Raw genomic sequence first — 26644 nt, forward strand, 5'->3', positions numbered from 1 at the left:
TTGAGGCACGATAACATTGTTATAGTTACCGTGCAACATATGAGTTAATTTATTGATTTATAAATACATATTTTCGGATAAAAGCGGAGTGGTGGCGAAAGTGAAGCAGTAAGGGTACAAATGTATCCCATGTCTGCCCTTAGCCACCGCCGAGCCGCTGTCCTGAGCTTCATCCGCGACCGGGTGGCCGGGCACGGCCAGCCGCCGACCCTGGCCGAGATCGCCGCTGCCTGCGGGTTGGCGACGCGCGGGGCGGCGCGCAAACACGTCTTGGCGCTGGCCGAGGCCGGGCTGATCGAAGTCACGTCAGGGCAGGCGCGGGGCATCCGGCCAGTCGGGATGCGGGCGCGGGCCGACCTGCTGCGAGTGCCGTTGCTGGGCCGGGTGGCGGCTGGCAGCCCCATCGGGGCCGATGCGGGGCTGGCCGACACGCTGACCTTGGATGCCCGGCTGTTTTCCGCGACCCCCGACTACCTGCTGCGGGTACAGGGCGATTCGATGATCGAGGACGGCATCCTCGACGGCGACCTGGTCGGAGTGAAGCGCACGCCCGAGGCTAGTGACGGGCAGGCGGTCGTCGCGCGGCTCGACGGCGAACTGACGATCAAGCGGCTGTCGCGGACGGAGGATGCCTTGCGCCTGCTGCCGCGCAATCCGGCCTATGCGCCGATCCTCGTGGAGCCGGGGCAGGACTTCGCGATCGAGGGCGTGTTTTGCGGCCTGGTGCGACGGGGTTGAAATGGCCGCCGTCGTCGCGATCGACGCGCTGCTGCACCAGCGGCGCGTGTGGAGGGGGCAACCGACGCCGCTGCCGCCGAGTACGCAGCCGACGGGCGTTGACGCGCTGGACGCGGCCCTGCCGAGCGGCGGCTGGCCGGAAGCGGCGCTGAGCGAACTGCTGATTCCGGTCGATGGGGTTGGCGAACTGCAACTGCTGTGGCCGACGCTGGCGCGGCTGTCGCAGGCCGGTGAACGCATCGTGCTCGTCGCGCCGCCCTACGTGCCGTTTGCGCCGGCCTGGCAGGCAGCCGGAATCGAACTACGGACGCTGCAGGTCGTCGAGGCCTCGTCCCCACGCGATGCGCTGTGGGCCACCGAGCAGTGCTTGCGTTCGGGCAGCTGCGGCGCGGTACTGAGCTGGCCGTTGAAGGCCGACGACCGCGCCTTGCGCCGGCTGCAGGTCGCGGCGGAGTCGGGACGCACGCTGGCATTCGCGACCCGGCCGCTCACCGAAGCGCGCAATCCCTCGCCGGCGGCGTTACGCATCGCCATCGACGCGCAGCCATCGCAGTTGCGTGTGCTCAAGTGTCGCGGCGGGCTGGCGCCGCCACGGCCAATCTCGCTCGCAGGCTAGACGATGCGCTGGGCCTGCATCCTCTTGCCGCGGCTCGCGCTCGACGGCGTGCTGCGACGTTGCGCGGAACCTGATGCGCCGCTGGCGCTGGTCGCCGGGTCGCAACAGCGACGCGTGCTGCACGCGGTCAACCCCGCTGCGCGCGCGCTGGGCCTGCGCCGCGGCATGGCGCTGACCGCGGCCCAGGCGCTCGCGCAAGGCTTCACCACGAGTGAATACGATCCATCCGAAGAAGCACGATGGCACCAGTTCCTAGCCGCGTGGGCGTATCGCTTCAGCTCGCAGGTCAGCACGCAGTACCCGCACGCACTCATTCTTGAGATACGCGGCAGCCTCGGCCTGTTCGGGCCGTGGCCGCGGTTCGAGGCGCGGCTGCGGGGAGAACTGACCGCGCTAGGCTTCCGCCACCGCATCGTCGCCGCCCCGAATGCCGCCGCGGCACGGGTGCTGGCGAACGCACACGACGGAATTGCCGTTGCCAGCATCGAACCGATGCGACGGGTACTCGGGCAACTGCCGGTGCAGCGGGCCGGCTTCATGCCCGAGGCGGCGACCGCTTTTGCGCGCATGGGCCTGCGTACGCTGCGGCAGGTCTTGGACATGCCACGCGACGGGCTGATGCGGCGCTTCCCGGCCGGTGTGCTGCGGCACATCGACGTACTGATGGGCGAGCACGACTCTCCGCTGGAGTGGTATCGCCCGCCGGATCGCTTCGCCATGCGCATCGAACTCGGTTACGAGGTCGAGTCCTCGCAGGCGCTGCTGTTCCCGCTCAAGCGCCTGACCGCGGATCTGGCCGCGTTCCTGGCCGGGCGCGACGGCGGCGTGCAGCGGTTCGCCCTGCACCTGGAGCACGAAGGACGCGCGGATACGGCGGTGCCGGTGGGGCTGCTGGCGCCCGAGCGCGACGCGGCGCTGCTGTTCGAGCTGGCGCGCGGCCGGCTGGAGCAGGCGGAGGTACCGGCGGCAGTACGCGCGATCGCGCTGGTCGCCAACGAATTGCCGGCGTTCGTGCCGGCGCACCGCGAGCTGTTCGACGAACGCCCGCAGCAGGCGATGCCGTGGGAGCAGTTGCGCGAACGCCTGCGTGCGCGGCTGGGCGAGAACGCGGTGCATGGCCTGTGCACGCATGAAGACCACCGCCCGGGACAGGCATGGCGTGGCGAGTCGGCGTCGTCATCGAAGCGGGGAGCAAAGCCAAGTCCGGTGCCAGCGAAGCCGGTACGTCCCGGCTGGCTGCTGCCGGTGCCGATACCCCTGCGTGGGCCGGTGCCGCGTATCCTCGGCGACGCCGAACGCATCGAGTCGGGCTGGTGGGACGGCTTTGATATCCGCCGCGACTATTCCATCGCACAACTGCACACGGGCCAGCGTGCCTGGGTCTATCGGCCCCTGGGCGATGACGGCAGCTATTGGTTGCACGGCTGGTTCGCGTGAGTTACGCAGAACTCCATTGCCTGTCGAACTTCTCGTTCCAGCGTGGGGCATCGAGCGCCCGCGAACTGTTCGAGCGCGCCAGGCGGCACGGTTACACGGCGCTGGCGATCACCGACGAGTGCACGCTGGCCGGGATCGTCCGAGCGTGGCAGGCCGCGAAAGACGTTGGCCTGCCGCTGATCGTCGGCAGCGAGATGCAAGTCGAGGATGGCCCGAAGCTGGTGCTGCTGGTCGAATCCTTGGCCGGCTACCAGGCGTTGTGCCGGATCGTCACCGCCGCACGCCGGCGCGCACCGAAAGGCGAGTACCGGCTGCTGCGCGAGGACTTCGACGACGGCACGGACGGGCTGCTGGCGCTGTGGATTCCAGATGTCGCGGCGAACACCCATGAAGGGAACTGGCTGCGCGAGCTGTTTCCGGAACGGCTGTGGATCGCGGTGGAACTGCACCGCGGCCAGGACGATAGCGCGAAGCTGGCCCGACTGCAGGTGTTCGGCGCATCGCTGAGAGTGCCGCTGGTCGCCGCCGGCGACGTGCACATGCACGCGCGCGGACGGCGCGCGTTGCAGGATGTGATGACCGCGATCCGCCACCACGTCACCGTCGCCGAAGCCGGCTTGCGGTTGTTCCCGAATGGCGAACGGCATCTGCGACCGCTGGTGGCGCTGTCCGAACTGTATCCGCCGGAATTATTGACCGAGAGTGAGCGCATCGCCCGGCGCTGCACCTTCGATCTCGGCGAGCTGCGCTACCAGTACCCGCACGAACTGGTGCCGGCGGGGCAGACTGCCACCTCCTGGTTGCGCGAGCTGGCCGAGAGCGGTTTGCAGTGGCGCTGGCCGGACGGGGTTCCGAAGAAGGCGCGGGATCTGGCCGAGAAGGAGTTGGCGCTGATCGCCGAGCTTGGCTACGAGAGCTACTTCCTGACCGTGCACGACATCGTGCGCTACGCCCGCAGCCAGCACATCCTCTGTCAGGGCCGTGGCTCGGCGGCGAACTCGGTGGTCTGCTATGCGCTCGGGGTCACCGAGATCGACCCCGACCGCATCGGCATGCTGTTCGAACGCTTCGTCTCGCGCGAACGCGACGAGCCGCCGGACATCGACGTCGACTTCGAGCACGAGCGGCGGGAAGAGGTCATCCAGTACGTATTCGAGCGATACGGCAGGCATCGTGCCGCGCTGACCGCGGTCGCCAGCACGTATCACGGCGCCAGCGCGGTACGCGACGTCGCCAAGGTGCTGGGGTTGCCGCCGGATCAGGTCGACGCGCTGGCCGGCTGCATCGGTCGCTGGAGCGATGCGCTGCCATCCATCGAGCGATTGCGCGAGCAGGGCTTCGATACGGACAGTCCCGTGATCCGGCGGGTGCTGGCGCTGACTGCCGAGCTGGTGGGCTTTCCGCGGCACCTGTCGCAGCACCCGGGCGGGTTCGTGATCTCCGAGCAACCCTTGCACATGCTGGTGCCGGTGGAGAACGCGACGATGGAGGGCCGCACGGTTGTCCAGTGGGATAAGGACGATCTGGATGCAGTGGGGCTGCTGAAGGTGGACATCCTGGCGCTCGGGATGCTGACGGCGCTGCGCCGTTGCTTCGACCTGGTGCAGCAGCACCACGGCAAAGCGCTGACGCTGGCGACGATCCCGGCCGAAGATCCGGACACCTATGACATGATCTGCCGCGCCGACACCATCGGCGTGTTCCAGATCGAATCACGGGCGCAGATGGCGATGCTGCCGCGGCTGAAGCCCCGGAATTTCTACGACCTGGTAATCGAGGTGGCGATCGTGCGACCGGGGCCGATCCAGGGCGACATGGTGCATCCATACCTGCGCCGGCGCACCGGCGAGGAGCCGGTCACCTATCCATCCGAGGCGCTGCGCAAGGTGTTCGAGCGCACGCTGGGCGTGCCGCTGTTCCAGGAACAGGTGATGGAGCTGGCGGTGGTCGCCGCCGGCTACACGCCGGGCGAGTCGGACGACCTGCGCCGTTCGATGGCGGCGTGGAAACGCCACGGCGGGCTGGAGCATCACCGCGAGAAGCTGACGAAGGGAATGCTGGAGCGGGGGTATTCGGCCGAATTCGCCGCACGCATCTTCGAGCAGATCAAGGGCTTCGGCAGCTACGGCTTTCCCGAGTCGCACGCGGCGAGCTTCGCGCTGCTGACCTACGCGAGCTGCTGGCTGAAACAGCATTACCCCGCGACTTTTACCTGTGCGTTGCTCAACAGCCAGCCGATGGGGTTTTACAGTCCTGATCAACTACTGCAAGACGTGCGCCGTCATAATGTCGAGGTGCGACCGGTGGACGTGCGCTACAGCGACTGGGACTGCACATTGGAGGGCAGCAGGCGCGGCGACTTCGTTCTTCGCATGGGCCTGCGGATGGTGCGCGGGTTCAACGAGGACGATGCCCGCAGAATCGAACAGGCGAGGGTAGTGCAGCCGTTCGCCGATGTCGCCGACCTGTGCGAGCGTGCATTGCTCGATGCACGCTCGCGGGAACTGCTGGCCGACGCCGACGCGCTGCGGGCGCTGGCTGGGCATCGCCATCGTGCCCGATGGGCGGTGGCCGGCGTGGAGTTGCGGTGGCCGCTGCTGGGTGCGGCGTCGCAGCCGCGCGAACGGCAGGCCGCCTTGCCACTGCCGACTGTCGGCGAGGATTTGCAAGCGGACTACGCCGCGCTCGGCACCACGCTGGGGCGACACCCATTGGCACTGCTGCGTACCCAACTACGGACACGTCGCTGCTCCAGCTCGAAGGAGCTGCTGGACATCCCATCAGGGCGCAATATCGCTGCCGCGGGGCTGGTGGTCGGCCGTCAGCGCCCACAGACTGCTAGCGGCGTGACATTCGTGACGCTGGAGGACGAGCACGGCATGATCAATGTGGTGGTGTGGAGACAATTGGCCGAGCGCCAGCGGAGGCCGTTCCTGGAATCGCGGCTGCTGATGGTGGAGGGGAAGCTGGAGGCCGAGAACGGCGTGCGCCACCTCATCGCCAGGCGGCTGCATGACCTGACCCCACTGCTCAGCAGTCTGGATGTCAGGAGCAGGGATTTCAGGTGAGGCGCTTGAAACGAGATAGTGCAGGAAACTAAGGCGTTGGGGCACGGGTGCCAATGGATTTAGATACGCATCTACCAAGGAAAGGCAAAATCGTTCGAACTGAATTAACAGTGGGGGGTATGCATGACGCTTCCGGTTGTCTCATCTCAGAAGAAGATAGAAGTTTCAGGCTATAACGCTTACGTTGCCGCCAGGCCCGACAACTGGATCCCGGAAGGCAGTCCGTCGCAAGGTGGCGACTACGGCTATGACGAACATCTCTGGCTGGAGTCTCTCGGCAAAATTGCTGGGCGTTTCTGCGTTCAGTTGAAGTCAACGACTACGGTAGATCTTGATACTGATGCGGAATACATATCGGTAGGAGTTAGCCGGGAGGTTTGCAACGTATACCTGCGCGATGGGCTTCCCGTCTTGCTGGTTGCGCCAGTACTAAAGGGCACAACCTCCGTAGACGCAACCGTTCTGTACGAATGGATTGACGATCAGATTCAAGAGCGGTTGGGTGGTCGGGATCTATTCGACGATTCGGACCCTGCCACGATGTCGTTCCGGGTGCCCCGTTCAAACGCTCTGTGCAAGGACACAGACATATCGGCCTATCTCGAGGCTCACGTCAGACGCAACCTCCTTACAGCACGCCTAAAGGGCCAGGATGCTGAGGCAGCACTCGGAACCCTCGCGAAGCTAGGCGCAAAAGCCCGGGCCGGGTTCTCCAGCGTGGCCCCGGATCGTATAGACAAATGGTTCGCGCATGACGCTGCTACAGGTGCGGAAATCTGGCCGACCCCAAAGTCGGGAAGCTTGGTCGCCAAGCTGAAGACAATTTCAGATCAGCTTTCTGCCGGCAATGTCGCACGCGCGGAGGAAGTGCTTGCAAGCATCGAGACAGCGGAGGTCGACGATCCGGAAATCGAGGCCGAATTGCTTTTCCAGCAGGGACGGCGGGCGAGTCTGCTGGGTGATGCGTCCGCGGCTATGGACCTGTTCGAAAAGGCATCACGGAAACGGCCAGCCTCGGGGAAGTACTTGGCATCAGCAGTTGAGGCGTGGGTCGCGTGCAAGGGCATCGAGGGTGAGGAACTACCGGAATCGCTCTACGAGAGGTTGCCGGACTTTCCTGATGACCAGCTAGTCTTGTTCCAGCGTGTCAGGTTGTGCGCCATATCGGGGGACATGGTCGCCGCTGAGGAGCACTTGGCGAAGCTGACCGGGAGCAATTTCAGAAGAGCGAAAGTTCTTTTGGAGGTAATTCGTGGCGATTGGGCCGAAGTCGTCCGGGTTGCCGATGAGTTCCTGTCGGCCGAAGAGGATCATCAGTCCAGATCGATCATTTCGGTTCTGCGGGTTCGCGCTTTGTTGAGTCTGGTGACGAATGACCAGGGCTACATCCTTGTGGGAGGGCGCGCGGACCTTGATCCGGATCTGGCGCTCTTGTTTCGAGACGCCACGATTGCCGCGTTGGAGTCTGCACGGAGAGATGGTTGGCCTGCAAACTCAATGATACTGCTCGATTGCGTGGCGGCAATCACCGTGATCTTCGGTGCCGATGACCATCTGTTTGGTCTGGTGTCCGACTTCGCGCGTGAACGCCCGAACAGTCTAGGCATTCAAAAGACGCTGGCGCGAGTGTCGGTGTTCTCCGGCAGGCTTACACAGGCCATCGACGCACTGGGAGACGCAGATGATCTCGACGAGGAGGACCGGGCGCGAATGCTTCTGCTGATGGCCGAAGCCGGCCGTCATCCGGACGTCGTCGAAGCGGCCTTGCGCTGGTTGCCAGATTTTTCTCATGACGAACTCGTTGATATTGCGATTGCGATGGCGTCCGTCTCGGCCTACCGCATTGGAGCGGTATCGGAAGAGTCCACGTTCAGGGATTTCGTGGATGCTGGCTCCAGATCGGCCCAGGCATTGCTCAGGTTCGTTGCCGGAATGCTCAAGGAGCCCGGAAGAAAGGACGAACTGCTGGATGCCTTGTGGGAAGATCACATTGCCGGCCCGGACGATGAGGTGATCCAGGACAATCTGTTCAGTTATCTGGTCCCGTCACGTCCCCAAGACTGCAAGAGGCTGGTTGAGCTCGGGAAAAAGGTAGCTGCCAGAAGGCGGCTGACGCGGATGGAAGCAGGCAAGTATTCCGCCGCCCTGCTGAGCGAAGGACTCAGCGTGGAAGTCGTTCAGGCCACGGACGATCTCATCCGGTTCCATGCCGACGATCAGAACATCGCTTTAGCCAGAGCGGTTGCGCTGGACCGGATAGGTCAGTCTGCAGCAGCTGAGAACCTTCTGCGCAGGTTCGGGGCTTCCAGTCGGCTAGATTTGCTGGAAGCTCATTCCCAGCTTTTGCTCAGAATGGGTGACGTTGAGGCTGCCGTTTCCATTGTCAAGAGGGCGCTGTCTTCTGCGAGTACACGCGAAGAGCGTTTCAATTATCAAGCAAGATTGGCCTCACTCTACTTGCCTTTGGATACCCAGAAGCACTTCGAAGCAGTCTGGAGGCTGGGGGAGCTATCTGATCAGGATGACGAGGTGCAGGAGGGGACATTTCTCGCCAGAGCTGCGATCGCGAATGCAAGGAATACGGCTGCTCTCACCCCGAAACATCTCGAAGAGATCCATCAGCGAGTTTCCGCATATTCCGAGAAATTCCCGAAGTCGCAGTTCTTTCGCGTAGGACGCATGACCGAAGGTGCATCCGCGCAGGATTTTCTCGATGAAATGCTGGGCATGATCGGTGAGACTCCGGAGACGATTGAACGTCGGAGACGGCTGGGCCTGCTGGGCCGCAATGTGGGTTCGCATGTGCCGTTTGCATACAGGCCAAGAATCGTCGCGCAGTTCGCCACGAACTCGCTCGATCTTCTGCGCATCTGTGTGTTTGGCAGGCATGACGGCGAGCAGTCGCGACTGATCACATCATTCTCCAATGCCCCGGACGCCGGAGAGAAGCCTGTGATCATAGACATGGCGACGTTCATGTCCTTGGTTGAGCTAGACCTGGTGGATCAGTTCTTCTCGGTTTGGGGTGCAGTGGCCATACCAATGGTATCGGTAATGCATATGACCGAGTTCTTGTTCGAGCCGCTACGAAATGAAGGCGACGATTTCGTCGATCGAATCAAGGAGTGCTTGAAGAAGTACTCAACGCGAATCCTTCAGCCAGCTCTGCGCGCAAGGGAGCAGGGCATCGGCCTTGATGAGCTGAAGACAATTTCTGAGCACGTGTCCACGGGAGACTACCACTACCTAACCATCGACGCGGCGGCAGCTACCCTTGCTCAAGCGGAGGCGGGCGTGGGAAGTTGTTGTTTGACGCTTTGGAAATGGCTCGAAATTGCCTTGGCGGCTAATGTGGTGAGCTCAACCGAGTTGCGGATGGCGAAGCTTCGCGTCGCTTCGTGGAACGCGGTTGCAGTTCCACTCGATGTTGAGGACATATCTGCTATCGCTGCAGAAAAGGGGGTGGCGCCTCATGCCGTAAGCGATGAGGATCCGGCCTATCGCATAGTAAAAAGGTTCCTGCTGGAAGGCGGCTTGCCCCAGCTATTTGATCGCCTTTCCGGGCTGTTGGTGCATATTTGCTCTGGTACATCCGCTGACATGGTGAAATCCGCCGCTTGGGTCCTGCGCGTCGCGGTTAGAGAAGTACTAATGGCTCACATGACAGGGTTCCAAGGAGGCGTCTCTGATTTCCTCAGCATCGTCGCGGTGAAATCTGCTTTGCAATTGATGCAGCATGACGACGGCAAGAGGACCATGAGGCATGTCTGGAGCGTGCTCGAGTCGGAGCGCGGACTGCATGCACACGAAGCGGACGACGAGAAGTTCCGAGATTCGCTGGCTAGGAAGGCCGCCAGCTTGTTTGCCGAGGCCGATCCTCGGCATGGAATCTCTTTGTTGAAGATGGAGGGGGCATTTCTTGGCTTGCTCTTCTGCCTCGTGGAGCCAGGCACGAAAGAGCATGATCAGCTCAATGCCATATATGTGGCAGAGTTCGCTTCTGCGGCTCAAAAGAACTGATCTGTATGGATGTTCCCGCGCCAGCCGCAATGCTCCGATGCGTCTCGGCGTGCCGCCGTCGGGCTCGCGGGCTGCGCCCCGCGCCCCGTTCCGGGTCGCGGCCATTCGGCTTTCATCCCTGACGTCTTCGGCCCTGGCGGGCCTGCGCGCTCCGCTTGCCGGGAAGGTGTGTTGTGGGTGGGCGGTCTTGCGGTTGCCGTCAACGTAGCACGCCGTTCTCGCGGTCAAGGGCGGCGCGTGCTGCGCACGCTTGCGGCCTGTGGCCGTCTCCGACCCCTGACCGCTGCGCTGCGGCGTGCCGGCCCGGCGCCGGGCAATCCCGCCCGGTACCGGAGCACGGTCATGTCGTCTTCTTCCTTTCCTTCTCTGTATGTTCGTGACGGGCGTCGGCGTTATCAGCCGGCGACGCAGGATCAGATCCTGGAGGCCGCGCGGCAGGTGGTCGACCTGCGGATGCAGCGCGGGATGGCGTTCACTTCGCCGCCGCTGGTCAAGGAGTACCTGTGCGCCAAGCTCGCCGGGTGCGAGCGCGAGGTGTTCGCGGTGTTGTTCCTGGACACGCGGCATCGGTTGCTGGACTACGCCGAGCTGTTCCACGGCAGCATCGACGGCGCCGAGGTGCATCCGCGGGTGGTGGTTCGTGAGGCGTTGCTGCGTAACGCGGCCGCGCTGATCGCGGCCCACAATCATCCCAGCGGCAATCCGGAGCCGTCGGCGGCCGACCGTGCGGTCACGGCGCAGTTGAAGCAGGCGCTGGCGCTGGTCGACGTACGGTTGCTCGATCACATTATCGTTGGTGGTCATCAGACGATCGCGTTGGCGGAACGCGGCTGGATTTGAGTTCGTGACTTCCAAGGGAGAGGCGAGAGCCTCTCCCTATCTTTTTGCTGCGTCTTTGGGAAGGGAGGTTCGGGGCGTCGGCGGTTCTCTCCGGGGCGTTCGCCCCTGCGCGCCCGCGTGCCGCGGGCTTGCCTGGCCTCTGCAGGCGCTCCTTCCGTCAAGGGCCGCGCCAGGGCCCGTGTCCTCGCCGGCGCTGCGCGCCGGCTGCGGGCCGCGCCAGCCCTGTCGCTTTTTCCCTTGACGGCGCGCCTGCGCCGGCCGGGCGGTCGGCAGGGCCGCGAAGTCCTTCGCGGCCCATGCGAAGGGCCGAGCACCCACGGGGGGACGCCATGACGCGGAGCCGACGTTGCGCCAGCGTAGGGTGCCAGCAACGCGCCCCGCCATGGATGCCGGGGCTGCTTTTTGCATGTGTCGCTTGCGGCTATGGCGAGCGGAGAGGTTCAAAACGCCCCGCCGTAACGGGCGGGGCGCCGGAGCGCGCTGCGCTTGGCTGCACCCGGTTGTCGGAATAGTTGCCGTCGATGACGCTGGCGGAGCCGGCCTCACGTGGCCGGTTCACCGACAGGCAGGGCCGTTCCGTCGCATGACTTTGGAGTCGTTGCGCCATCCGTTGATCGCCGGATGCAGGACGCAGGACGCGTTCTCACTTCCCTTTTCGCGTGAGGATGGGTCCTGGGGCGACTAGATGCGCACGGCACGAGCATAGCCATCGCACGTTCGCGTTGCTGACGGGGCAGGGTGCTCCCTTCGGGCCAGTTCGCCCCCGTGCAGTCTTGTCTTGTCGTGAATCCTGCCGGCGGACGCTGCGCTCCGGGCTTCATGGCCGCAACCGTCCGGCCCGAACAATGTCCCCGGCGCTGCGCGCCTCCTCGCCGACAAATTCTTCGTGCCTCCCGGTCCTCCACTGCGTTGCGGCCGCGAGCGGTGCGGGCCGCCCGGCCCCCGGCGGGCGGATCACGCCAAGGCCGCATGGGGCGACCTGGCCAACCCGAAAGGAGCAGACCATGAACATCATCGGCAACTTCACCAAGCAGAACGACGGCTACGCCGGCACCGTGCGCACCCTCACCGTCGAGGTCAAGGTCCGGTTCGTGCCGAACGAGAAGGGCAGCGAGAACGCTCCCGACTATCGCGTCCAGACGGCGGGCAACTACGAGATCGGCGCGGCCTGGCGCAAGATCAGCGAAGCGACCGAACGGCCCTACCTGTCGGTGACGCTCGACGACCCCTCGTTCCCGGCGACGATCTATGCCCGCCTGGTCGAGGGCCTGGACGGTAACCACGACTTGATCTGGACGCGCAGCAAGAAACGCAGCTAAGCGCACTTCGGCGCCCCGTCCTTGGCGGCGGGGCGCATGTTTTCGCAGGCGCTCGCGCTACTACCAAGCTGAATTCCATCTGGCTTCTGCCTAGTCAGTTAGAGAGCTGCCTGCTATAGGACTGTTTTGTTTCCGTCGATGAAACTAAATCCGCGCTGATTATATTGATACGAAATCACGCGTTCCAAGTCGAGACATAGTCGAATGGATTGTAATCGCTCATTTCTCGGGAGAGACAAGAATCGAGCATTAGGCCATAAAGTAGGAAAAGTACGTCTTCGTTCTTGACCTCATCAATCATGTGCTTGTTGTAGTACGAGTCTTCGAAGTGTATGAAACGGTTTAATGAGTCGTGCCAGGCGTCTTTATCTTCGCGAGCAGTATCGAGCGATACTCCTTTCCGCATCGCGTGGATACGATACAGATGGTCACCTGTGTCCTTGACATAGGTGCCGCTTTCCAAGATGGCGAGCACATCGAGATACGACGAATGATGCACCTTGTCTTGAAGCAGAAATGGTTCCTTCCGGAAATCATCGCCTAGGCGATATGCGAAAATTCCTAGGAAAGGCGGATTGGTGATTTGATTTTCTCTCAAGTTCTTGTCATGCACCGATTGAACCCGCTGGAGCTTTCTGAGTGCATCGTCAAATTCATTCGAAGTCAAGGTCGACTTAACCTCCAGCACCGCATAGACATCATCGACGGGCACCAGCCGTATGTCGTCAACTGGGTCCACGATGAACTTTGGGCATCGGTTCGGACGAAAGACGATGACATCGCATTGTGGCGACAGGTCGCCACGGCGATTCACGACGTAGCCGGAAGTAATCGACAGGTCGGAAGGTAGCCACTGTTCCAAGAACTGGCGGAATGCGCGTTCGCGTGGTCGTCCCTTCTCGTCTGGACGTTGCCCAGCAGTGCTTTGCGTAAATTCGGCCCAAAGACGCGCAGATGCCGCTGCGAACAGCTGGCTGAGTTTTGGTGTTGTCGTCATTCTCTGTCCGTGTGCACTGGTCAGGGCTCTTCTAATCCGAGGATATTGAGCTCATGGCGAATATGAACAAACAGCTTGTCAACGTCACTACGGCCCGCATAGGCCAAGGTCAACAACGTCAACGGATGCACCCCCATCACCTCACACAACTCCTCGAGCTTGCTCAACGTCGGGCTTTTCAGCCCACGCTCCAGCGAACTCATGTAGGTGCGGCTGGAGACGTCGGAGAACGCTTCCTGGCTCAGGCCGCGGGCTTTGCGGATGGTCTTGAGCGCCGCCGGCAGGGATGACTTGGGCTTCATTCTGGGAGTCCGCCAAATCCCAGAATCACAACCGCTTGCGTCCTATAGGGCTACAATCTATAGTGTTCAATCGCGGGCCGCCAGCGCGTTGGCCCCTCGCAGCCAGGCGTCATCCGGGTGTCGCGCACGGCGGCTACGATCCATGGGCTGGGCGTCCGCCCACCTGATCCCCGGATTAAGACCTACCCCGCAACGATGGTTGTCATTGCCGGTCCGACTGGACGGCCGCGCGCCGATTGTCGCCGCCCGCTTGGCCTGATGCGGCACCTTGGCCCCGCCGTGTGGCGGCATCGCTGATCCGCAGCCGAGTCTTTCCCCTTCGCGGGGCGCCACGTTTCAGAGCCGGTCGGTCTCAATTTCCCGCCCCTGTCGAGCGGCGGGCGAGGGACTTCGCCACCGATTGTCCGCACGGGCCTGGATCCGTCGATCCGGCCCGCGGGCGCCCTGCGGCATCCTCCCCCGTCCGCCTGGAACTGCGCATGGATGTCGCCGCCTATCTCTACGTATTGCAGCTGGACGGCCCGTCGCTGGCGTGGGAGTACCTGCGCCGCAACCCCGAGTACCGGCGCGACTGGCACCTGCACAGGCGACGACCACGGCAGGCGCGGCGCTGGGGCCTGCGCCTGCTGGAAGATCCCGACCTCGACGCGCGCGATGCGATCCCGGACTGGTTCCCCGATCCGCCCGGCACGGTGCTCGTGCTGCCCGATCCCGATCCGCCGCACGACGCGGTGCCGTTCCAGTTCCGAGACCTGCCCGGCGAGAAGCGCCTGCTGCACGACGGCCACCGGCTACTGCTGATCCTCCGCCTGGCCGGGCGCACGCTGCGCTTCTCGCTTTCGCCCGAGCTGGCGGACGGCATGGCGCACGTCTACGCCGTGCGCGCCGATCGCAAGCGCGAGTCGCACTGGCGCAGCGCCGGGACGACGCTGGCGGCGCTCGATGTGCTGCACGCACCGCATCACGCTGCCGGCGCCGCCGGCGAGCGTCCCGGCCGCACGATGCAACTGCACCTGCGCATGCTGCAGGCGCTCGATGGCGTGCAGTCCGGCGCGTCGCATCGGCAGGTTGCGGAATTGCTGTACGGCGCCGATGCCGTCGCCGAGGGCTGGTACAGCGACGGCCAGCTGCGCTCGCACGTGCGGCGCCTGATCGCCCGCGGCCGAAAGTTGATGCAGGGCGGATACCGCCGCCTGCTGCATTCGCGCCGGTAGGGCGACGTTTCCGCTGACCGCCGGAACGGCCCTGCCCAGCGCGACCACGTCTTCCGAAACTGCTTCCAACCGGCGGCGATTGCATCGCCGCCGCCACGAAGCGATGGAGGACACCGTCATGAGACGTCCCGTGCCGCACCCGAACGAACAGGCGGCGACACCCGCAACAGCGCCCGCGCCGCCGGTCGAGAAACTGCCGCGGCGCTATCTCACCAACCACGAGGCCGCCGCGTTCCTGCGGCTGTCGCCGCGCACCCTGGAGAAGCTGCGCGTGATCGGCGGCGGGCCGCGCTTCCGCAAGTTCGGCCGCCGTGTCATGTACGCGGTGGACGACCTGGTGGCGTGGGCGGATGCGCGCAGCTTCGAGGCCACCTTCGACCCGGAGTACGCCGCGCGCCGCGACCGCATCGCGTCGCGCGGGCGCTGAGCGGAGGCGCGCCGTGAACGCGCAACTGGAGGTCGCCGAACCGTCGCCGGCGCCGCCCGGCAACCGGCCCGGGCTGCAGCCGGGCGACGCACCGCTGACGCGCGTCGCGCTCGTCCACGTCCCGCACCTGTTCGTCGTCTCGCTGCGCTTCGGCCACCCCGTGCGCGAGCTGCCGCTCGACCGCACGCGGCGCATCGCCGCCTTCCCGCCCGGCGCACGCTTCGCGCGCCTGCGCTGGGAAGCGGGCGACTGGGCGCCGTCGCGCTGGCAGCTGCTGGTGCTGCAGGCGGGCACGCTGCGCGAGCCCCTGCAGCGCATCCACGGCATCGACCCCGGCGCCGGCGTGCTGCTGCGCGCCGAGGGGCCGCGCGAGGTGCGCGCCGTCCTGCAGAAGATCGACGCCATCGCCGCGCTCGGCATCGATCCGGCGGACGCCGCGCCCGCGTACTGGCGCCTGCTCGGCAGCCGCCTCGCCGCGCGCCACCCGCTGCCGGACTACACCGCCGCCCGGCACGCCGTCTGGCGGTGCGGGACGGCGCTGCGATGACGCCGCGGGCGCGCTCGCGGCTCGGCATCGCGCTGGCGTCCGCCTGCGGCGTCGCCGCGCTGGCCATCGCCGCGTTCGCGACGCCGCGGCTGCGCGTGGTCTACAACGCCTCCGACAGCGTGCCGGTCGGCTGGTATCGCATCGAGCGGGCCGGCGAACCGCGTCCTGGTGACCTGGTGCTGACCCGGCTACCGGCGGACGTTGCCGAACTCGCCGACAAGCGCGGCTACCTGCCGGCGCACGTCCCGCTGCTCAAGCGCGTCGGCGCCGTGCCGCCACAGCACGTGTGCGTGCGCGGCGGCCTCGTGCGCATCGACGGCGCCCCTGCCGCGGTCGCGCTGCGCGCCGACCGCTGGCAGCGACCGCTGCCCCAGTGGCCGCAGTGCCGGCGCCTCGCGGACGGCGAACTGTTCCTGCTCAGCACTGCGCACCCCGCGTCGTTCGACAGCCGCTACTACGGTCCCGTGCCTGCGGCCGACGTGATCGGCCGGGCGCGGCCGTGGCGGCCATGAACTTGCAGCAGCGCGTGCGCGGCGGATGCGACGGCGGCGCCACGCGCAGCGCCGTCTCCGCGGCATGCCGTGTGCTGGCGTGGATGCGGTGGCAGTGCGGTCGGATGGGTCTGGCGAACGGGAGGTTGGCGGTGAGGCTGAAAATCGAAAAGCAGGGCAAGGTAAAAGGTCGCGGCACTGTCGTCCGCGAAAAGCGAGTCTGCACACGGGGTGGGCGCGGCACGCGCCTGGAGGCCACCGGCGCCGGTTCCGGCACCCTTCGCGGCACCGATTGCGGCACGTTGTTACTGTGCAACACGACGGCGTGCGCTGACGTCGCCCCGGCTCCACCGGAATCACGGCCATGACCGGCCGCGACGACGACGATTTCCGCCTGCGCCCAAGCCCGCCGCGCGAGCGCCCCAAGGCCGAACCGAAGTTCGTCTCGCAGGTGTTGAAGGAGGTCAACAAGGGCGGCGATGCTGCCGCCCGCAAAGCAGCCAGGCGCCCCGGCGCACGCCTCGGCCGCGGCCACGTCGCCGCGCGCTTCACCGGCCGGGGCCTGCCGCCCAACGCCCGCCGCGCCATCGTGAAAACGCGGCTCGTGAACCTCCAGAAGGCCGGCGCACGATCGACCCCCACTCACCTGCGCTACATCCAGCGCGAAGGCGTCGGCCGCGACGGCGAACCCGGCCGCGCCTACGGCCCGGAGACCAACGACGCCGACCTCTCCGCCTTCGAGCAACGCGGGCGCGGGGATCGCCACCAGTTCCGCTTCATCGTGTCCGCCGAGGATGCCGAACAGCTCGGCGACCTGCGCAGCTACACCCGCCAGCTCATGACCCGGATGGAGGCCGATCTCGGCACACGCCTGGAGTGGGTCGCGGTGGATCACTGGAACACCGACAACCCCCACACGCACATCGTCTTGCGTGGCAAGGACGACACCGGCCGCGACCTCATCATCTCTCGCGACTACATCTCCCACGGCATGCGCGAACGTGCCAGCGAGCTGGCGACCCAGTGGCTCGGCCCGCGCAGCGAGCGCGAAATCCAGCAATCGCAGCAGCGGGAGGTGGAGCAGGAGCGCTGGACGGGCCTCGATCGCACCCTGCAACGCGAGGCGAACCAAGGCATGATCCGGCTGGAACGGCTTGCCGAACATCTGCAGCGCAGCCCCTTGGTCGGCCGGCTGCAACACCTGCAACGGATGGGCCTCTCGCAGGAAACCACGCCCGGCGAATGGCGCCTGCGCCAGGATGTCGAACCCGTGCTGCGCGCGATGGGCGAGCGCGGGGACATCCTTCGCACGATGCAGCACGCCATGCGCGAACTCCCGCGTGAACTGGCGATCCGGACGCCCGGCGAGGACGCGCCGCCGATCACTGGCCGCGTAGTCGCCAAGGGGCTGATGAACGAACTCTACGAACGCGGCTACCTCGTCATCGACGGCACAGATGGCAAGGCGCACTACGTCCCGCTGCCGCCGAAGGTCGAGTTGGCGCAGTACCCAGTCGGGGCAGTGGTCGCGACGCACGGCTCGAACCAGCGCGACGTGGACAAAAGCATTGCCGATCTGAGCGTCGATGGCAGGTTCCGCACGGACCATTGCCTGTCCGTCGTGGCGCAATACCTGGACGGCGAAGACCCGCGTTGGCTCGTCGAGAATCACGTCCGCCGCCTCGCAGCCCTGCGCCGCGCCGGCATCGTCGAGCGCGAGGCCGAAGGCGTCTGGCGCGTCCCGGCGAACCTGCCCGAACTCGGGCGGCAGTACGACCTGAAGCGCGACGGCGGGGTGTCGGTGCGGCTGCACTCGCACCTGCCGGTGGAGCGCCAGGTCCGCGCCCTCGGCGCCACCTGGCTGGACAAGCAGCTGATCGCCGGCGACACCCACTTCGGCGAACACGGATTCTCCGGCGCGGTACGCACGGCGCTGCAACAGCGCGCCGACTTCCTGGTCGAGCAGGGCTTCGCCGAACGTCGCGGCCAGCGTGTCGTCCTCGCGCGCAACCTGCTCGTCACCCTGCGCAACCGCGAGATAGAACGCGTCGCCAACACCATCGCCGCCGAGACCGGCCTGACGCACCGCCCGGTGGCGAAGGGCGAATGCGTCACCGGCACCTACGACCGCAGCGTACAACTCGCCAGCGGCCGCTACGCCCTGCTGCAGGATGGCCGCCAGTTCAGCCTCGTGCCCTGGCGCCCGGTGATCGAGCAGCGACTCTGCCAGACCCTCTCCGCCACCGTCCAGGGCACCCGCGTCTCGTGGGAACTGGCGCGCACCCGCGGCCTTTCGCGCTGAAAACCCGGCACCCGCCGCCGCGGGCCGGCGCGCACCCTGACCGATCGCGTCGCCCCTCTTGCGCCCCCGCCAAGCCGCTCGGAAACCGGCGGTAGGGTGTCCCTCCCCGCGCTGCATTTCATTCAAATGGCCCGCAAAAACCCCGCAAACACTGCAACGAAAATCACGTTGCATCCCGCCGCCCGCTGGGTTAATGATTCGTTGTAGTCGAAGTGGCGGCACCCGGCATGGCCCACGGGCACGACAGCCTCCTGGAACGGCCGCGGGACATCCCCGAGGCGGAGCCGTGCCCGCAGCCGCACCGGTTCGAGGCCTTCTCGCGCGACCACTACGACGGCCTGCTGCACTTTCTGCGCCTGCGCGTCTCCAACGAGGAGGATGCCCGCGACGCCGCGCAGGAGAGCCTGATGCGGCTCATGCGCTACCGCGACACGGAACCCGAGTCCGCCTGGAAGCCGCTGCTCTACCGCATCGCCATCAACGTCGTCGGCGAGCAGTTCCGCCGCGGCAGCGTGCGCCAGGCCGGCAAGCACGTCTCCCTCGACAACCTCGAACTGGTTTCGGACGAGCCAACCCAGGAGGACCTGGTCGCCCGCGCGCAGCAGGAAGCTTTGCTGCGCGAGGCCATCCTCGCGCTGCCGCCGCGCTGGCGGCAGGTGTACCTGCTCAGCCGCATGCAGGGCATGACCTACGCGCAGATCGCGCGCCACTGCGACATTTCCGTGAAGACCGTCGAGAAGCACATGACCAGCGCACTGGCCGCCCTGTGCAGCCGGGTGGGGTCGGGAGCCGCCGATGCATCTTAGAGAACATGGACATGCATCCGCGATGGGGTACCGGGCGGCCGCGCGCGTCACGCACGCGCCGAAACCGGCAAACGGACACGCTCAGGGATGACCGCAACCGCATGACCGCCGCCCCTGTCAACGCCGGTACCGACGCCGCCGCGCAGCAATGGTTCGCGCGCCTGCTCGCGCCCGACTGCAGTGACGCCGAGCGCGCCGCCTTCGAGCGCTGGCGCGCCGCCGATCCCGCGCACGCCGCCGCCTACCGCCACGTCGAAAGCGTCTGGGAGCGCAGCGCCGGCCTGCGCGAGGACCCCGCCATTGCCGCCGCCCTGCAGGACGCGCTACGCCCCGCCAGGCCGCGCCGCCGCGACCGCGCCGAGTGGTGGCCTTCGCTGGCCGCCGCGGCGTCGGTGACCCTCGTGGCGGCCGCGGCCCTGCTGTGGGTCTTTTGGCCCGCCGAAGTGCCGGTGCAGCGCTACGCCACCGCCCTCGGCGAACAGCGCACCGTTGTGCTGGAGGACGGCTCGCAGCTCGTGCTGGATACCGACACCGAAGTGCTGGCGCGTTTCGCCCGGCGCGAGCGCGGCCTCACCCTGCAGCGCGGCCAGGCCGATTTCACCGTGCAGCCGGACGCGCAGCGGCCGTTCGTCGTCCACGCCGCCGGCGCCTCGGTCACCGCCACCGGCACCCGCTTCCAGGTCCGCGTCGGCGAGGGCGGCGGCACCGTCACCCTGCTCGAAGGCGAGGTGATCGTCGCCACGCGCTCGGGCGCGCAGCGCGAATCGGCCACCCTGGCCCCCAGCGAGCGCATAGAGATCGGCGCGGACGGCACGCTCGCCCGCAAGCACGCCCTGCCAGAGGAACAACTGGCCGGCCTCCGCGGCTGGACCGAGGGCAACCTCGTGGTCAACGAGTGGTCCCTCGGCGCCCTCGTGGCGGAGATGAACCGTTACTCCGACACCAAGCTGCGCATGGTCGACCCGGCCCTAAGCCAGATCCCTATCAGCGGCGTGTTCAAGGCCGGCGACCAGCAGTCCTTCGCGCTCGCACTCGAATACGGCTGGTCCATTCACGCCGAGCAGCGTGCTGACGCCGGCGAAATCGTCCTCTCCCGCAAGTAGCCGGGGCACGGTAGGGTCACCCCATCGCCCGTGCATTACAGGCTAGCGACGGCCCATCGTTCGCCGAGTGGCGGCGGACAGTGGCGGCCGGCATCCTGTCTCCGGGGGTTGAGATGAAAGGTTGTTCCAGCAGCGTCTGCGGCAAGCGAACGGTTCCGGCGAGGCATCGCCTGTATGCCAGCATGCTGGCCGCATTGGTCACGTTGGGCGCGGGTGGCGCGGTGCACGCGCAGCAGCGCAGCGAGCCGGCGCCGCAGCAATACACCATCACCGCGGGCAGCCTGGGGGAGGCGCTCAACCAGCTGGCGACGCAGAGCAAGCTGCAGATCGTCTACTCGCCCGAACTGGTCCGCGGCAAAAGCGCACAGGCGGTCGATGGCCGCTTCACGTGGCAAGAGGCTCTGCAGCGACTGCTTGCTGACAGTGGTCTGGAGTGGGGTTTCGTCAACGAAACCACCGTTGTGATCCGGCAAGGTACAGGGTCGGCCACCGGGCAGTCACAGTCACAGGCTGTAACGCGGAATTCTCCGGCGTCAACGCAATCGCAAGAAGAGGTTCAAGAACTGGAGCGGTTGACTGTAACCGGAACCCGTATCCGCGGTGGCGTCACTGCGTCTCCAACACTCGTGATCGACGAGTTGAGGTTCCAGCAAGAAGGTTTCACCGATCTTGGTGAGGTCATCCGTAGCATCCCTCAGAACTATCGGGGTGGTCAGAATCCTGGGGTGAGGTCAGGCCCAGATGGCGCGGAAACCAACACGAACATCACGGGCGGTTCGGCTCTAAATTTGCGCGGGTTGGGTCCTGATGCCACGCTGACCCTGCTCAATGGACGCCGTATGAGTTACGACGGCTATTCACAAGCGGTGGACATCAGCGCCATCCCGATCGAGGCGGTTGAACGTGTCGAAATCGTCCCTGATGGCGCCTCAGCCATCTATGGTTCTGATGCAGTTGGCGGCGTAGCTAATGTAGTGCTCAAGCGCGACTTCGAGGGCGTGACGCTGGGAACGCTGTATGGCGATTCTTCCGAGGGGGGATTGACTCAGCGATCTTACACAGTCACTGCCGGAGCTTCTTGGGATTCAGGGGGGCTGATTGCGACATACAAAAAGTCCGATCAAGACCCCATCTTCGCCGATCAGCGTGACTACACCCAGGCAATGGATGATCCAGTCACCCTCTACCCAGGCAGCAAGGTGAGCAGCGGACTGATCAGCGCGCACCAATCATTGGGGCAGAGTGTGGAACTGCGTTTGGATGCAATGCGTACGGTCCGCCAGCAAACCAATTATCTCGCCTCAGGCAGCCTGTATCTCCTTGATCCTGTGGAGGGCACAATCACTTCGGTTGCTCCCAGCATACAGGTCCTGCTGCCGGGCGACTGGATGCTTACAGCGGGCGCCACGCGCGGTAAGAACGAATCGATTTACGACTCCGTAATTGTTCAAAATGGGGTTACTACCCCTAGCTCTAACGGCAGCTATTTCAACAAAACACAATCATGGGAAGTGGGGGTAGAAGGTTCGTTGGCGCAGTTCGGCCAGCATGACCTGCGTCTTGCGATCGGTGTCGGTGGGCGTACGGACGAATTCGAACAGCGTACCTTTACATCCGGCGTCCGCCGAGGTGGTGATGAGCGGAACCGATTCGCATATGGCGAGTTGTCATTGCCAGTGGTCAGTGCCGTCAATGCGAGACCAGGCGTGCAAAGGCTAGAATTAAGCGCCGCCTTAAGAAGCGAGGAGTATGACAGCTTCGGTAGCGTGACGACCCCGAAGTTAGGGGTGATTTATGCTCCAAGCACTGACTTCACTGTCAAAACTTCGTGGGGTCGCTCGTTCAAGGCGCCGACATTACGTCAACGCACCAACCAGCGTTACGTAAATCTTTACCGAGCGCCGCAGCTTGGCGGCGTCGGCTATCCTGCTAACGCTACGGTGCTCCTCGCTGCAGGTGGCAATCCCGATCTTGAGCCGGAGCGCGCCCGCACCTGGACTGCATCACTAGCCTTCCACCCCGAGGCAATACCCGGGTTTGATGCAGAACTGACTTTCTTTTCGATCGACTACACCGATCGCGTTTTGGGTCCTATCCGCGTCATTGCGCAGGCAATGAGCGATCCAGCATATGCGGAGTTTATCCAGCTCAATCCCAGCCTTGAGCAACAGCAGCAAGTTATCGCAGACTTCAGCGATCGCTTTAGCAACTTGTCTGGTGCCCCCTACGACCCCAGCAATGTCGTCGCCATCGCCTACGCCCATCTCATCAATGTGGCCAGGCAACGAGCTAAGGGGATGGACCTGAGCGGCAGCTATCGTTTCGATCTGGGATCTGGGCAGTTGATGTTGCGTGGCGGAGCAAGTTGGCTCGACCTTTCCCAGCAAAACACTTCGGCTGGACCAGAACTTGACCTGTCCGGCAGGATTTACTTCCCCGCCGAATTGAATGGCAGGCTTGGCGCCGTTTGGAGTAGCGGCGGCCTGAGTGTTTCCGCATTTGCCAACCACGCCTCAGGTGTGACCAGCAGGCTTACTGAAAATACACAGAAGCTTGGTTCATTTACGACTATTGATTCCACGCTGCGTTACGAAACAGCGCAGGGCAGTAGTGCTTTGTCTGGCCTGAGCTTTTCTCTGTCCGTGGACAATGTATTCAATCGCAATCCGCCGCTCTATGTCCCAACGATTGCGACCATACACACGCCATACGACACCACCAATTATTCGCCCATCGGACGTTACGTGACTGTCTCGGTTAGCAAGCACTGGTAGGCGTGAGATCACGCCACAGTTTCCGAAGCCAGAAACGACGCTTTTTGGTATTCCTTATTCGTTTGAACGAGTCCACCCTGTCATGATCCGGAATCGGATAGGCCCGGTCTTTACTGCCGTCATTACGGCGATTTGCGCATCCCAAGCCGTTGCCTCTGAGCATCGTGTCTTGACCATTGATCACCTGATGCAGGTGGAGGAATTCGGCGCGGCCGCATCTGATCCTACAGGGCGATGGTTGGTATATGAACGGCTTCGGCCTTACGGGCAGTCGGATGACTTCAGTTTTCGCAACTATGCGATGGGGAAGACCGGACACCAGCTCTGGCGACATGACCTTAGAACGGGTGACACGGAACTTCTGCCCGGCGTCGACCCAACGCCGCACAGCTACCAGCAAGGCTTCTCGAAATCTGGAAGGTTCCTCGCAATCATGCAATATCGGCTCGGCACCTTGTCGCTTGGGGCCTACGATATGGCGACTAACAAGACAGTCAGGTTTTCGGACACTCCTGCGTTCAGTCGGGATGGTACGCACAATCCGGTCTGGATCTCCGAAGAAGAACTGGTGTTTGCTGCCCTGCCGGATGACGATTCCCCCATCTTAACCAGCGTGCGTGCTCATACTGGACGGACATTAGCGAAGGCTTGGAAGCACGCTTGGCGCGGCGATGTGGTTACGGCCAGTGAAGTCCGTACCCGTACACCGGATCAATCGACGGAACAGCAAGCGGGTTATCTGGTTCGTGCCAATGCAAGCACTGGCGAAAGCCAAATCATCATCGAGGGTCTGTACGCCGATCTGCGGGTTTCTCCAAATGGACGGCTTCTTGCTGCACTCGCCGTCTCCAAACAACGGTCAGTCGATCCAAACAGGCCGGTAGAACTTGATCCGCGTCGCTTTAGCCTCACCCTTTTGAACCTTGACACAGGTGAGATGCGTCCGCTCGCCCCGGAGCTGGAAGTATTCCCGTACTCCATCGCCTGGGCGCATGACAGTACCCGTGTCGTGGCGTACGGCTGGACAGCTGGTGAAGGGCCCCGTACGGGTAGGTTCTACGTGGTCGATGTAGAAACCGGCGTAGTTACCCAACACGATCACGTTGGCTTAGAACTAACATCAGAGCGGGAGCGGGGGTGGCGACAACGACCGGAGCGGGTGAGTTTTCTTGGTGATGATCTGGCCGTCTTTGCTAGGCGCATACCGGATTCAGAAGACCAGGCGCCGCGTTTCACGTACCAGAATGTGAATCCGGTTAAGCATTCCAAGCCGGATTGGTATGTTCTGTCAGCGCATGGTGCGCCCAGAAATCTCACGCACGATCTTGCGGGTGTTGGTGCCGTTCCAGTTCATGCCGGGAAAGACCACATTACAGTTCTCGCGGACGACGGTGTCTACCGTCTCTATGCCGACGGGCAAAGACGTCGCTTAACTCCGCCGCTGAGCGGTAGGTTCCGGTTTCTGTCGCTCGGAACGTTCATGACCCGCAGCGGTGTGATCCGTCCTGAATTTGGGAATGAAGCTCTGTTCGGCGTCAGTGGGAGCGGTGCAGCGCAGATCGTGATGGTAGATCTGCGTGATGGTCATGAAGGTGAGACCGTGGTGGTCAATGCGCCTTCGGCTGACGCAACACCACTGGCCGGTTCTCTTGCCGCAGGGTCCGTGCTGTTCAGAACAGAAGATGGCCAAGCCTCCCGATTGCTTGTTGCCACTGCCAACTCGGAGAGCCCTCTTGAACTTTCGCGCATCAATAGCCATCTAAACAATCTTGACCTCGGACATTGGGAGATTGTGTCTTATGAAGTCGAAGATCCTGACGGAAATCGCCCACCAGAGAGAATTGAAAGTTGCGTCTTGCTTCCGCCAGGCTACAGTCCAAGTACTCCGCCACCGTTGATTGTTGAGGTCTATCCGGGTGTCGGACCTCGATGCAAATCTGGGCCAGAGAAGATCGATAGCCTCAGCGTCAGCTGGTCGCCCTATCTATGGGCTGGCAAGGGATACGCCTATGCACGCTTAACTACGCCCCGATCACTAAGCAGAACCGATGAAGGCCCCCTTGTTGGGATGCCAAATTTGCTTGGCGCGGGTGTTGATGTGCTAGTAGAAAATGGATTCGCCGACCCTGAGCGGGTGGCAGCTGTTGGATTTAGTCAGGGTGGCGTCTCTGCCTTGTACGTGGCTGCGAAATCGGAACGCTATAAGGCAGTGATCGCCATGAATAGCTGGGCCGATCTTTTCAGTCACTATTTCGGAGCAAACGGGGTATTCTCATACGTTTACGATGAGAATTTCGGTAGTTTCGCGCGCTACGATGCTACCGTCGGAAGTGACTTTGGGATAGGTCGGACACCTTTTGAAGATCCGGCATCTTATTACAGAAACAGCCCGGTGTTCCTAGCGCCGAGTATCAATGTGCCGGTGCTTTTGATCCATTCCGACATGGATAGTTTTTCCATGTCGCAATTCGATGAGATGTATGGCGCACTGCTACGTGCAGGGAAAGACGCGCGCTATGTTCGCTATTGGGGGGAAGGTCATGGGCCGTCTTCGCCTGCGAACATCCGCGATCTTTGGGAGCGCATCGATTCGTTCTTGTTCGAGAACAGCGTTGCTCCGGAAATCCCGCGGTAGCAGTCTCCGCATCGTGGGCATCGGGGAGATGCCTTCCTTCCGCTCATGCGCAGGCTTGGGGAGTCGCGCAATGGATTCGCGTCATCATGGAACTGCGCCACCTCCGGTACTTCATCGCCGTCGCTGAGGAACTGCACTTCGCCCGCGCGGCCGAGCGCCTGCACATCGACCAGTCGCCGCTGTCGCGGGCGATCAAGGATCTGGAGTACGACTTGGGCGTGCAGTTGCTGGCGCGCACCACCCGCAACACCCGGCTGACTTGGGCGGGCGAGGTGTTTCTGGGCGAAGCCAAGCGGGTGCTGGCGGCGCTGGAGCAGGCCAAGCGCAGCGGCAAAGAGGCCGGCACGGGCTATCGCGGTGCACTGCGCATTGCGCTTTCCGACGGAACGGCGACGCCGCGGTTTGCGGCGCTGCTAGCGCGCTGCCGCGAGGACGAGCCGGACGTGCGTATCCAGCTGTTCGAGCTGCCGCTGGCACAGCAGGTGACGGGGCTGCGCGCCGACCTATACGACGTGGGCTTCGCTCATGCCTCGCCAGACGCTGACGGACTGGCCGTGGCGCCGGCCTGGACCGATCCGCTGGTGCTGGCGATCCCGGCGCGACACCCGTTGCTGGGGCACCGGCGCGTGCCGCTGGCCGAGCTGCTGCGCTACCCGCTGGTGCTGTTCCACCCGGAGCTGGCCGAGGGTGCGTACCGGCAGGTGGAGCGGTTGCTCCGCACTGTTGAGGAGGAGCCTGCGGTGGTGGAACGCGTGGCCGGCTTCGACGCGATGATGGCCCTGGTGGCCGCGGGTTACGGCGTCGGCTTCGCCAACGCCTCGCATCTGGCGCACTACAAGCATCCGGAGGTGATCGCCCGCCCGCTGGCGGGCAGGTCCGCGGTGCTGACGACGTACCTGCTGCGGCCCGATGTGCCGCCGTCCGAGCAGCTGGGGCGGTTCATCGGCCGCGCGGTGCCCACCGAGGGCGATGAGACGGAGACGAAGCCGGACGCCTGATGCCGGCAAC

Annotated in this window: 19 protein-coding genes; 17 read left to right on the plus strand and 2 right to left on the minus strand. The window is 64.2% G+C overall.

Going from position 1 to position 26644, the window contains the following annotated elements; all coding sequences use genetic code 11:
- Positions 1-129: 129 nt before the first annotated feature.
- The 7 genes from lexA (at position 130) to LDO26_RS00105 (ending at position 12038) form a co-directional block, all read left to right on the plus strand.
- Positions 130-738: a transcriptional repressor LexA gene (gene lexA / locus LDO26_RS00075; RefSeq protein ID WP_232129030.1), complete on the plus strand. Its 609-nt coding sequence runs from the start codon at positions 130-132 to the stop codon at positions 736-738.
- A 1-nt stretch (position 739) separates the two neighbouring features.
- Positions 740-1354: a translesion DNA synthesis-associated protein ImuA gene (imuA, locus tag LDO26_RS00080; protein ID WP_232129031.1), complete on the plus strand. Its 615-nt coding sequence runs from the start codon at positions 740-742 to the stop codon at positions 1352-1354.
- A 3-nt stretch (positions 1355-1357) separates the two neighbouring features.
- The gene (locus tag LDO26_RS00085) at positions 1358-2791 is read left to right on the plus strand and encodes a Y-family DNA polymerase (protein WP_232129032.1); all 1434 of its coding nucleotides are present in this window, start codon (positions 1358-1360) and stop codon (positions 2789-2791) included.
- The gene (locus tag LDO26_RS00090) at positions 2767-5859 is read left to right on the plus strand and encodes an error-prone DNA polymerase (protein WP_232129033.1); all 3093 of its coding nucleotides are present in this window, start codon (positions 2767-2769) and stop codon (positions 5857-5859) included. The genes LDO26_RS00085 and LDO26_RS00090 overlap by 25 nt, the downstream gene beginning before the upstream one ends.
- 123 nt (positions 5860-5982) lie before the next feature.
- Positions 5983-9879, plus strand: a complete 3897-nt coding sequence (locus LDO26_RS00095) for a hypothetical protein (protein WP_232129034.1) — start codon at positions 5983-5985, stop codon at positions 9877-9879.
- 342 nt (positions 9880-10221) lie between these two features.
- Positions 10222-10719, plus strand: a complete 498-nt coding sequence (radC, locus tag LDO26_RS00100) for a RadC family protein (RefSeq protein ID WP_232129035.1) — start codon at positions 10222-10224, stop codon at positions 10717-10719.
- Positions 10720-11723: 1004 nt separating this feature from the next.
- Positions 11724-12038: a DUF736 domain-containing protein gene (locus LDO26_RS00105; RefSeq protein WP_232129036.1), complete on the plus strand. Its 315-nt coding sequence runs from the start codon at positions 11724-11726 to the stop codon at positions 12036-12038.
- A 175-nt stretch (positions 12039-12213) separates the two neighbouring features.
- Here the strand turns inward: LDO26_RS00105 and LDO26_RS00110 are convergent, their stop codons facing one another.
- Together LDO26_RS00110 and LDO26_RS00115 are read right to left on the minus strand one after the other, a co-directional pair.
- Positions 12214-13035, minus strand: a complete 822-nt coding sequence (locus LDO26_RS00110; protein WP_232129037.1) for a DUF6602 domain-containing protein — start codon at positions 13033-13035, stop codon at positions 12214-12216.
- A gap of 20 nt (positions 13036-13055) precedes the next feature.
- A complete protein-coding gene (locus LDO26_RS00115) occupies positions 13056-13337 on the minus strand; it encodes a helix-turn-helix domain-containing protein (protein WP_232129038.1) in 282 nt (93 codons plus the stop codon).
- Between the two features lie 479 nt (positions 13338-13816).
- Here LDO26_RS00115 and LDO26_RS00120 point away from each other — a divergent pair, with 479 nt between their 5' ends.
- The 10 genes from LDO26_RS00120 (at position 13817) to LDO26_RS00165 (ending at position 26634) form a co-directional block, all read left to right on the plus strand.
- Complete coding sequence (locus LDO26_RS00120; RefSeq protein ID WP_232129039.1) at positions 13817-14551, plus strand: DUF2285 domain-containing protein; 735 nt, start codon at positions 13817-13819, stop codon at positions 14549-14551.
- Between the two features lie 118 nt (positions 14552-14669).
- The gene (locus tag LDO26_RS00125; protein ID WP_232129040.1) at positions 14670-14978 is read left to right on the plus strand and encodes a helix-turn-helix transcriptional regulator; all 309 of its coding nucleotides are present in this window, start codon (positions 14670-14672) and stop codon (positions 14976-14978) included.
- Positions 14979-14991: 13 nt separating this feature from the next.
- Positions 14992-15525 carry a DUF2840 domain-containing protein gene (locus LDO26_RS00130; protein ID WP_232129041.1) on the plus strand — a complete coding sequence of 178 codons (534 nt, stop codon included), beginning with the start codon at positions 14992-14994 and terminating at the stop codon, positions 15523-15525.
- Entirely contained in the window at positions 15522-16037 is a 516-nt protein-coding gene (locus LDO26_RS00135; protein WP_232129042.1) for a S26 family signal peptidase, read from the plus strand. Before LDO26_RS00130 ends, LDO26_RS00135 begins: the two co-directional genes overlap by 4 nt.
- A gap of 343 nt (positions 16038-16380) precedes the next feature.
- Positions 16381-18318, plus strand: a complete 1938-nt coding sequence (locus tag LDO26_RS00140) for a relaxase/mobilization nuclease and DUF3363 domain-containing protein (RefSeq protein ID WP_232129043.1) — start codon at positions 16381-16383, stop codon at positions 18316-18318.
- Between the two features lie 227 nt (positions 18319-18545).
- On the plus strand, positions 18546-19124 hold the full coding sequence (locus LDO26_RS00145) for an RNA polymerase sigma factor (protein WP_232129044.1): 579 nt from the start codon (positions 18546-18548) through the stop codon (positions 19122-19124).
- 101 nt (positions 19125-19225) lie between these two features.
- Positions 19226-20227 (plus strand): FecR family protein, encoded by a 1002-nt coding sequence (locus LDO26_RS00150; protein ID WP_232129045.1) that lies wholly within the window; start codon positions 19226-19228, stop codon positions 20225-20227.
- 80 nt (positions 20228-20307) lie between these two features.
- On the plus strand, positions 20308-23001 hold the full coding sequence (locus LDO26_RS00155; RefSeq protein WP_232129046.1) for a TonB-dependent receptor domain-containing protein: 2694 nt from the start codon (positions 20308-20310) through the stop codon (positions 22999-23001).
- A gap of 169 nt (positions 23002-23170) precedes the next feature.
- Positions 23171-25636 (plus strand): S9 family peptidase, encoded by a 2466-nt coding sequence (locus LDO26_RS00160; RefSeq protein WP_232129047.1) that lies wholly within the window; start codon positions 23171-23173, stop codon positions 25634-25636.
- An 86-nt stretch (positions 25637-25722) separates the two neighbouring features.
- Positions 25723-26634: a LysR family transcriptional regulator gene (locus LDO26_RS00165; protein WP_232129048.1), complete on the plus strand. Its 912-nt coding sequence runs from the start codon at positions 25723-25725 to the stop codon at positions 26632-26634.
- Positions 26635-26644: the final 10 nt, after the last annotated feature.

This window comes from Proluteimonas luteida (genome assembly GCF_021191695.1).
Lineage (GTDB): Bacteria > Pseudomonadota > Gammaproteobacteria > Xanthomonadales > Xanthomonadaceae > Luteimonas > Luteimonas luteida.

Excerpts from the sequence above, each read along its gene's own strand:
- lexA (WP_232129030.1), top strand. The coding sequence starts at position 130 with ATGTCTGCCCTTAGCCACCGCCGAGCCGCTGTCCTGAGCTTCATCCGC.
- imuA (WP_232129031.1), top strand. The coding sequence starts at position 740 with ATGGCCGCCGTCGTCGCGATCGACGCGCTGCTGCACCAGCGGCGCGTG.
- LDO26_RS00085 (WP_232129032.1), top strand. The coding sequence starts at position 1,358 with ATGCGCTGGGCCTGCATCCTCTTGCCGCGGCTCGCGCTCGACGGCGTG.
- LDO26_RS00095 (WP_232129034.1), top strand. The coding sequence starts at position 5,983 with ATGACGCTTCCGGTTGTCTCATCTCAGAAGAAGATAGAAGTTTCAGGC.
- radC (WP_232129035.1), top strand. The coding sequence starts at position 10,222 with ATGTCGTCTTCTTCCTTTCCTTCTCTGTATGTTCGTGACGGGCGTCGG.
- LDO26_RS00105 (WP_232129036.1), top strand. The coding sequence starts at position 11,724 with ATGAACATCATCGGCAACTTCACCAAGCAGAACGACGGCTACGCCGGC.
- LDO26_RS00110 (WP_232129037.1), bottom strand. The coding sequence starts at position 13,035 with ATGACGACAACACCAAAACTCAGCCAGCTGTTCGCAGCGGCATCTGCG.
- LDO26_RS00115 (WP_232129038.1), bottom strand. The coding sequence starts at position 13,337 with ATGAAGCCCAAGTCATCCCTGCCGGCGGCGCTCAAGACCATCCGCAAA.
- LDO26_RS00120 (WP_232129039.1), top strand. The coding sequence starts at position 13,817 with ATGGATGTCGCCGCCTATCTCTACGTATTGCAGCTGGACGGCCCGTCG.
- LDO26_RS00125 (WP_232129040.1), top strand. The coding sequence starts at position 14,670 with ATGAGACGTCCCGTGCCGCACCCGAACGAACAGGCGGCGACACCCGCA.
- LDO26_RS00135 (WP_232129042.1), top strand. The coding sequence starts at position 15,522 with ATGACGCCGCGGGCGCGCTCGCGGCTCGGCATCGCGCTGGCGTCCGCC.
- LDO26_RS00140 (WP_232129043.1), top strand. The coding sequence starts at position 16,381 with ATGACCGGCCGCGACGACGACGATTTCCGCCTGCGCCCAAGCCCGCCG.
- LDO26_RS00145 (WP_232129044.1), top strand. The coding sequence starts at position 18,546 with ATGGCCCACGGGCACGACAGCCTCCTGGAACGGCCGCGGGACATCCCC.
- LDO26_RS00150 (WP_232129045.1), top strand. The coding sequence starts at position 19,226 with ATGACCGCCGCCCCTGTCAACGCCGGTACCGACGCCGCCGCGCAGCAA.
- LDO26_RS00165 (WP_232129048.1), top strand. The coding sequence starts at position 25,723 with ATGGAACTGCGCCACCTCCGGTACTTCATCGCCGTCGCTGAGGAACTG.